Origin of the sequence: Paraburkholderia sp. RL17-347-BIC-D, from assembly GCF_046027915.1 — a bacterium.
Lineage (GTDB): Bacteria > Pseudomonadota > Gammaproteobacteria > Burkholderiales > Burkholderiaceae > Paraburkholderia.
Genome location: NZ_JARESS010000073.1, coordinates 22,616 through 29,279, shown reverse-complemented (window position 1 = coordinate 29,279; position 6,664 = coordinate 22,616). Strand labels below are relative to the sequence as shown.

The following is a 6,664-nucleotide window of genomic DNA, read 5'->3' as shown; positions in this document are numbered from 1 at the left end:
GAGGAACGAATAGAGCCAGATCTTGAAGGTGGTCGCGCCCTGCGTTGCTGAGTCCAGCCCTCCACCCGCAAATGCGAGTTCGGGACCGATTGCGATGCCCAATGCCACCGTCTGGCGCGCGCGGGTCAAGATTCGCTGCGCCGTTATGCGATACGCATCACCTTTCAGTTGTACTGATTTCATGATCTTGACTTTTTTATTGCGATGCATGGCTTCTCCTTTCCGGTGGTTGAGATCAGGCCGCGTCGTCGCGGCTCAGATCAATTGCAATTGTCATCGCAGGCAGAATCGCCGAATGCGTCCCACGACGGGTGCGGGGCGGCCAGCCGTTGTTTGGAGCCGCTACGGTGCGCGGAAGATGCTTTGGCATCATGCGCTGCTGCGCGTGCTGGTCTGTCGGACTGACTGTCCATCACAACAGGAATCGCAGGAACGACATTGCTTGGACCTGCCGCCGTCTGGGCGTTGGCAACCACTCGCTGAACGTAACTGGTGCCGTCGGCGTCGGCTGCCTCGCCGCGCGTGAAATTACCGCTGTAGTAACAGCTGATCGCAGCACGCAATGCGGGTGTGCCCCGCCCCATTGCTACGGTCGCCCGCTGATAGCAGTCATTCAGGATTGCGCTGCCCGCGCGCAAGTTTTCGCACGGATCGAAAGCTGTTTCGTAGGTCAGTCCGTAGCGGGCGAGATTGGCTTTGTTGACCTGCCCAAGACCCATGCTGAAGTTGATGCCTTGCGCTTCGAGCGCCTTTGCCGTTGCCACGGCTTCAGCACGATCATGCGGCTGCCGAACAAGGTGGCCACTAACAACGCCGATTGCGTACGGGTTGAAGCCGGATTCAGTCCTCACGACCGCCTGAAGCGTCGTGGGGTGGACGTTCGGCGCGCATTGCTGGGCCAGGGAGTTGAAATCAAGCATGACTTCTCCCTTCGCCCACGTTATGTCGCCGGCTGTGCCCGAACGATATAATGGCTTGAGCCATTGTCGACCTCTCAGGTTCCAACAACTGGTCAGGTCGGCGCCAATGCTCGCAACATCGACGCTGACCGCTCCTACACCCTCACCTACCCTTCCTTGGCTGGCGGTACCTCGCAAAGATCTGGCTCGCGCGCCTCCTCACGATTTACAACGCCGTCTTTCAGTCCCAGCAAGACTGCCGCGTTGTGCGCGTGACCGCGCTTGCCCTTTAGCCTTCCCTGCAACACGCCGTTAACGATGTTGCGGGGGATTCCGTGTTTTACGGCCCAGCTCGAAATGGATATCCCGTTGCGATCGAAGTCTGCCCGGACATCCTGTAGGGTTTTCAGTGCCATGCGACGGCCCGTATACTGAGCGAATTAATCGTATGTGACCCAGTATGGGTCATTTTGTACCCGTTTGCAACTAAAACCCCATTTATGACCCATTCAATCGGATCCCGCCTGCTTGAAGAGCGGGAGCGCCTCGGGCTGTCGCAAGGCCAAATTTGCGACCTCACAGGCGTGAGCCGAAAAACCCAGTTTTCTTACGAGAAAAGCGTTCGACTACCTGATGCTGGCTACCTGTCCATCCTTGCCACCAACAATCTCGATGTGCTTTACATCGTTACGGGCAAAAGAGGCCCCCGATATGGGACAGTCAATGAAGAACTGCTACGCAACGTATTCACCGCTGTCGAAACGGCCCTTTCGAACGTTGATCATTCGGTTGCTGTTGAAAAAAAAGCGAAGCTTGTCGCACTGGTTTATCAAACTGCCTCCGAAACGGGTCAGGTCGATCCGCTCGTCGCGCAGAAAGCAATCGACCTCCTTTCCTAACTATTTCATTACGCGGTGGTTCGCGCATCGCACTGGAACGCTAGTGACACTATGGCGCAGAGGCAATGGCGAATTCAAGCCATCGAATTAGTATGCACAAGCGATATATTCAGTTGTCGTGAATATTTGTTGCGGTCGAGAGTCAGTGGATCGCGACAACAGATTCAGTCAAGCAGACCGTGGGCGGCCGCCTTTTCGACGGCATCTGTAATTCTCGTTGCGCCCGTTTTTCTGGTGATCCGCTGGTAGATCGTTTTATAGACTGTATGTTTGGACATTCCCAGTTGATCGGCGACATGGGATGCGCTTGCGCCATCGCGCAGCATCCGCAGGATCTGTGTCTCCTGTTCGCTGAGCTCGTACTTCGCCAGCGCATTCTGGCGCACCTGGGACACGCGCCAGTCCAGGAGTTCCGACGACATGGCGCGGAACAGCACCCGGTTGTCCCACAGCACGCCTTCGCCGGCGGGCGCCCGGACTGAATTGCTCACATGCAGCAGCCCGACCAGACCATGGCCATGGATGTGCGCCGGGACAACGATCCCGCTCGCAAAACCGTGCATGCGCGCCTCTGTCACCAGCCAGTGATCGACGCGATGCACATTCACGTGCGACATAAGCGCAGGTGCAACATTCGTTCTGGCGTACATCACGCAGGGATCGTTCATGTACCACAGCCTCGCGATGTACTGTTGCGTCCAGCCAGGCCTGCAACCAACGAGGTAACGGGTCTCTACGGGATCGCCCGTGGCGGGAGTAGCACCGTCAAAACGGATCCATTGGTAAATGAACTGCATTCCGCCCATACCAGCAATGATTGTCCGCACCTTGGACAGCAGCGCACCTTCCGTCGCGCACATTGAAAGCTCGCCGATTAATCTTACGGGGTCGCCAGTTTCGACCTGTCTCGGGCGATCACCCTCCGTCGCTGCGACGCACTTCTGCCGGATGCGGTCGTAACTCTCCTGCAAGCGGGTCTCATATGGATCAGCCGTCACAAAGTCCGACAGAACGTCCACGCTATCTATCGCGACAATCTGGCTGAACGACGCGCCGTCACTGCGGATCAACCTTCGTGTCAGGATGCAGTCCTGCGACAGACTCAGCTCCACGCACTCATTGAAAATGTGGTGTTCATCTTCATGCAGTGGCGCGGGTGTAGTCGGCTCGATCACTTTTTCCTGCATCGACGCACGCCTCTACATCGATGAACTCGTCGCGGAGAAGGCATCAGTAACGAACCGACCTTGAATCTCAGCTTCGGGGAATTGCGTGAGCCACGTGAACTGCTCCTTGCTGTCCACACCATGAACGAGGACGCTCAATTCCATCTCGTTACAGACGCCGACGATGCCTTTAACGAGTGCCCGGGAAACCGGCTCAGAAGGTACGCGCCCCACAAACTCTTCGTGGATGCAAAGGCCGTCAACATGCAGCCTCGCCAAATTGGGAAATGCCGAGTCGGCCGTAAGCGCAGCAAGAATCTGCACGCCTGTGGAACGTATCGTCTCCAGCTTGTCCAGAACATGTGCTGCGGTTTGATCCAGGCGGTTCTGGACAACCAGCCGCAGGGACGACGGCTCCATCGCGTGCTCACGCAAACATTCGGATACGCAGCCGGCAAGGTCACCGTCAACGAGCTGCGCATACGGCACATTCAAGGTAACGTGCTGAACAATCTGCCCAGCGGCACGCCACTGTTGCAACTGGCGGCACGCCTCGGTCAACTGGAACTCGCCGAGTTGGACGCCGAAGCCGGACGACTCGACCATTGAGAAAAGCTCGCGTCCCTCCACGGGGGCCGCGCCGTCGCGATTCCACTGCACCAATGCAAGAAGACCGCGTGCCGTTCCGTCGACGGTATAGCAGTCTCGGTAGTCCAGCGCGAATTCCTTCCTGAGAAATCCATACTGCAGCGCCTGATAGAACTCCAGTCCGCGCTCAGCGCGTTCGGACAGTTCTGGCGTATATAGATGGCACGCGCTGATATCCTTGCCTTTACCAACTGCTTTGGCCGCATACATCGCGAGGTCAGCACGTGTAAGAAGATCGAATGCGTTGTCTCCGTGCTGCACGTGCTCGACCACTCCAATGCTTGCCCGCATCCGATAGCTATTCGCGCGCAGCACATAGGCGAGCTCAAAGTCTTCTATGACGCGGTTTGCCAGCTCCTGCGCTGTGAAGCGAGCAAAGTCACCGCTAACGACGATCACGAATTCGTCGCCGCTAACCCGAATGACCTGCTGCTCATCTCCGGCGACGCGCTGCAGGCGTTTCGCCACCTGCTTGAGCAGTTGATCCCCGTCCCTGTGTCCGAGGGAGTCATTGATTCGCTTGAAGTTGTCGAGATCGATAAAGAGAAGCGCGAGGCGACCAACGCATTTCGGGGTCGCCATCAGATGGTCGAGGCGATCCATCAGGTAGTTCCGGTTCCTCAAGCCGGTCAACGTATCGGTATTCGCCAACTCGGCCAGGCGATCGCGAGCCTGTCGTTCTTCTGTGATGTCGATGCCCGAACAGATCAGAAACGTCTCGTCGGGACGATCTCCCGTTCTGGCGAACTTGTTGCGGAACTGGAACAGTCGCGGACCCCTGATCGTTTTTACTGTCCGTTCCACCTCGTACGCCTCGCCGCGCAGGAAAAAACTTTCTATGTTCTGACGGGACTCACTTCCGTCCTCGTGGGACATGAACAGGTCCCACGCATTTTTCCCGATTACGTCAGCTTCCCTGAGGCCGGACAGTTCTTCGGCGAACCGGTTGAACCGTTGAATCGTGCCGTCGCGATTCAGGATCACAACCAGTGAATTTACTTCCGACAGGACCGTCTCTGCAAATGACAGCCCGCGCGCCAGATCACTCGCGACAGCTTCAGCACTGATGCTCGGAGAGGCCGTTCCGGCCCACCTCGTTCGATCGATTTTTCGTCCGACCAGGTGAAGACGAAACTTCTTTTCAAACAGCAGCGCGTCGACAGTCACGCTCGAGGTGACACCGGCAAGTGTGCGGATCTGTGTGGCCTGTTCGGATGACAGCTTTACAGTTGCGGCGACCGGCCCGGTAATCGGGCTCAGTTCGAGGGCATTGCTATCGTGAGATAACTGCCAGCGCGGACTCAGTGTTTCAAACGTTGCCCGGAACAGATCTATCGCTTCGTGTTCGTACATATCCATCCGAAGAACCATAAATCGTCTAACGAATCAAACAGGACGTTTTTACAAAACGTTACATGCTAGGCAATCATTTTTATGCGGCTCGCATGCGGAAAAAGATGATGTGTGCTTCATCGCCGTTGCGGGTATACGTCTCCGAACGAACCGAGGTGCAATGCTTTCCGAAGCTCTCCTACGGAATCACAAGCCTCGACGAAGTCAACGAAGGCGGTTTGCGTAATCGCCGCCCTCTTGCAAATCTTTTTCACTTCGCTGAGCTTCTTCGCGTTCAGCAAGTCCTCAATGACTTGCATTGCGGCCATATCGCTTGGAGTTGGCTTCGAGTCGTCTGGCATCAAGTGGTCAGCTCATGCGGGTAAGTGCGTGCGGACCGGCGCGGCAGTCCCACTCATTTCGTGCTTTCGAGTCCAGTCGTTCATCCAGAAAAGATTGAACCGTAGTGCCGCTCTCGATGGCAGTTCGGACACAAGGCAATTGCATTCGCAACGGTATCCGGTCCGCCTTGCGCAAGCGGCATCAGGTGAGCCCTGCAAGACTTGTTGTGCAAGCGCATAGGCGTCGGCGTAAGCCTCGGGAGAAACCGGCCTCGCCGCGCGCCGCTTTCGCTCTACGGTCTGTTTTTCTGATTCGGCCATTCCATTCTTCCGGGGCATCTATCGACCAGATGCACTTTAAAGTGGGGACGGGGGCGGATGATAGTCGGGTGCTTTTCACGATGAAGGGAGGGGCGGCGGTGTGGTGCATTTATCGGCCCAGGATGGACGTGCTCGATACCCGTCTACGGCTTACCGTTCTTTAAATTCCGGATTCTGAAGCCCCCCTGTCGGGCTTAGTTGGCAGGATGTTCGCATTCCGCCCAATGCTCACACCGGTTACCGAGAGTCAGCCCGCAATCTGTGCCGCTCGCCAATAGGTCTTCACGTCTTTACCCCACTCGAGCCCAGCGGCTTTGACCGCGGCCGGGAGAATTCTGCTCATCCGCTCGCGGTTTAGATTCGCGTCCACGTACCAGTCGTCCACCAGCGGCCGACTGTACCGCTGAGCCCACGCAGTCGGCTGATCCGGGAACAGATCGGCGCGCGTCTTGGCGGCGTATGCTCGCTTCGTGCCGTAGCAGCCCATCGCTTTCGCCATGGCTTCCCGACGGTCCGGGAAATCGGTCCACAGCCGGCGCAGAAGGTCGATATGGATGTCGATGTAGTTCCAATGCACGTACATTGCCCCTCGATACTCGAGTCCAGGCCCGATCGTCTTCATCGGTGCCTTAGGGATCAAAGGCTGAGGGCGTGTGATGCGATCTAGCTCTGCAGTCAGAGCCTCGCGACGACCTTCGAGTGTCGCGATCCACTGGCGCGATGCCTGAATAGCCGACTCGATCTGCTCCAGCTCCTGCATCGGAAACCTGGGCTGTACGTTTGGGGTAGATTGCGGTTGCATTACTTCCTCCAGAGACGATGCGTACGATGGCCTACGGTGATGGTATGGCCGTCCGTGCTTTTGACCGTGTAGGCATCGAACCATTCGGCAAGCCGTGACACCGGGCGACGGCCCAGGTCGCGCTCCATGCTTTCGGATACTGTCCTTGTTGAGGTAGACGACGACGGCGCCGTGCCCGTCGTGCTCTTCCCGCCCGTACAGGTCGAGCAGCTGATCGACCATCGGCGGGATGCAGCATTGCTGCGCTCGAATTTCG

7 protein-coding genes and 1 pseudogene are annotated in these 6,664 nt (G+C 57.3%); 1 reads left to right on the top strand and 7 read right to left on the bottom strand.

The genetic code is table 11. The features are described from left to right. From P0D96_RS43430 to P0D96_RS43420, 3 genes and pseudogenes are all read right to left on the bottom strand, one after another. Positions 1-210: pseudogene (locus P0D96_RS43430) on the bottom strand (hypothetical protein); the annotation flags it as partial. A 50-nt stretch (positions 211-260) separates the two neighbouring features. Further along, positions 261-920, bottom strand: coding sequence for a lytic transglycosylase domain-containing protein (locus P0D96_RS43425; protein WP_408320142.1), 660 nt, complete (start codon positions 918-920; stop codon positions 261-263). 146 nt (positions 921-1,066) lie between these two features. Next, positions 1,067-1,315, bottom strand: coding sequence for a DNA-binding protein (locus P0D96_RS43420; RefSeq protein ID WP_408320140.1), 249 nt, complete (start codon positions 1,313-1,315; stop codon positions 1,067-1,069). Between the two features lie 84 nt (positions 1,316-1,399). On the opposite strand from P0D96_RS43420, the gene P0D96_RS43415 reads away from it, so the two are divergent. After that, positions 1,400-1,798, top strand: coding sequence for a helix-turn-helix transcriptional regulator (locus P0D96_RS43415; protein WP_408320138.1), 399 nt, complete (start codon positions 1,400-1,402; stop codon positions 1,796-1,798). Positions 1,799-1,962: 164 nt separating this feature from the next. Here P0D96_RS43415 and P0D96_RS43410 read toward each other — a convergent pair whose 3' ends face one another. The 4 genes from P0D96_RS43410 to P0D96_RS43395 all read right to left on the bottom strand — a co-directional run bounded on the left by P0D96_RS43410 (position 1,963) and on the right by P0D96_RS43395 (position 6,408). Then, positions 1,963-2,985: a helix-turn-helix transcriptional regulator gene (locus P0D96_RS43410; protein ID WP_408320137.1), complete on the bottom strand. Its 1,023-nt coding sequence runs from the start codon at positions 2,983-2,985 to the stop codon at positions 1,963-1,965. Positions 2,986-2,997: 12 nt separating this feature from the next. After that, positions 2,998-4,971, bottom strand: a complete 1,974-nt coding sequence (locus P0D96_RS43405; RefSeq protein WP_408320136.1) for a diguanylate cyclase domain-containing protein — start codon at positions 4,969-4,971, stop codon at positions 2,998-3,000. Between the two features lie 415 nt (positions 4,972-5,386). After that, positions 5,387-5,488 carry an HNH endonuclease gene (locus P0D96_RS43400; RefSeq protein ID WP_408320134.1) on the bottom strand — a complete coding sequence of 34 codons (102 nt, stop codon included), beginning with the start codon at positions 5,486-5,488 and terminating at the stop codon, positions 5,387-5,389. A gap of 365 nt (positions 5,489-5,853) precedes the next feature. After that, complete coding sequence (locus tag P0D96_RS43395) at positions 5,854-6,408, bottom strand: hypothetical protein (RefSeq protein WP_408320132.1); 555 nt, start codon at positions 6,406-6,408, stop codon at positions 5,854-5,856. Positions 6,409-6,664 lie beyond the last annotated feature (256 nt).

Coding starts and splice junctions, on each gene's coding strand:
- P0D96_RS43425 (WP_408320142.1), bottom strand. CDS start 920: ATGCTTGATTTCAACTCCCTGGCCCAGCAATGCGCGCCGAACGTCCAC.
- P0D96_RS43420 (WP_408320140.1), bottom strand. CDS start 1,315: ATGGCACTGAAAACCCTACAGGATGTCCGGGCAGACTTCGATCGCAAC.
- P0D96_RS43415 (WP_408320138.1), top strand. CDS start 1,400: ATGACCCATTCAATCGGATCCCGCCTGCTTGAAGAGCGGGAGCGCCTC.
- P0D96_RS43410 (WP_408320137.1), bottom strand. CDS start 2,985: ATGCAGGAAAAAGTGATCGAGCCGACTACACCCGCGCCACTGCATGAA.
- P0D96_RS43405 (WP_408320136.1), bottom strand. CDS start 4,971: ATGGATATGTACGAACACGAAGCGATAGATCTGTTCCGGGCAACGTTT.
- P0D96_RS43400 (WP_408320134.1), bottom strand. CDS start 5,488: ATGCCGCTTGCGCAAGGCGGACCGGATACCGTTGCGAATGCAATTGCC.
- P0D96_RS43395 (WP_408320132.1), bottom strand. CDS start 6,408: ATGCAACCGCAATCTACCCCAAACGTACAGCCCAGGTTTCCGATGCAG.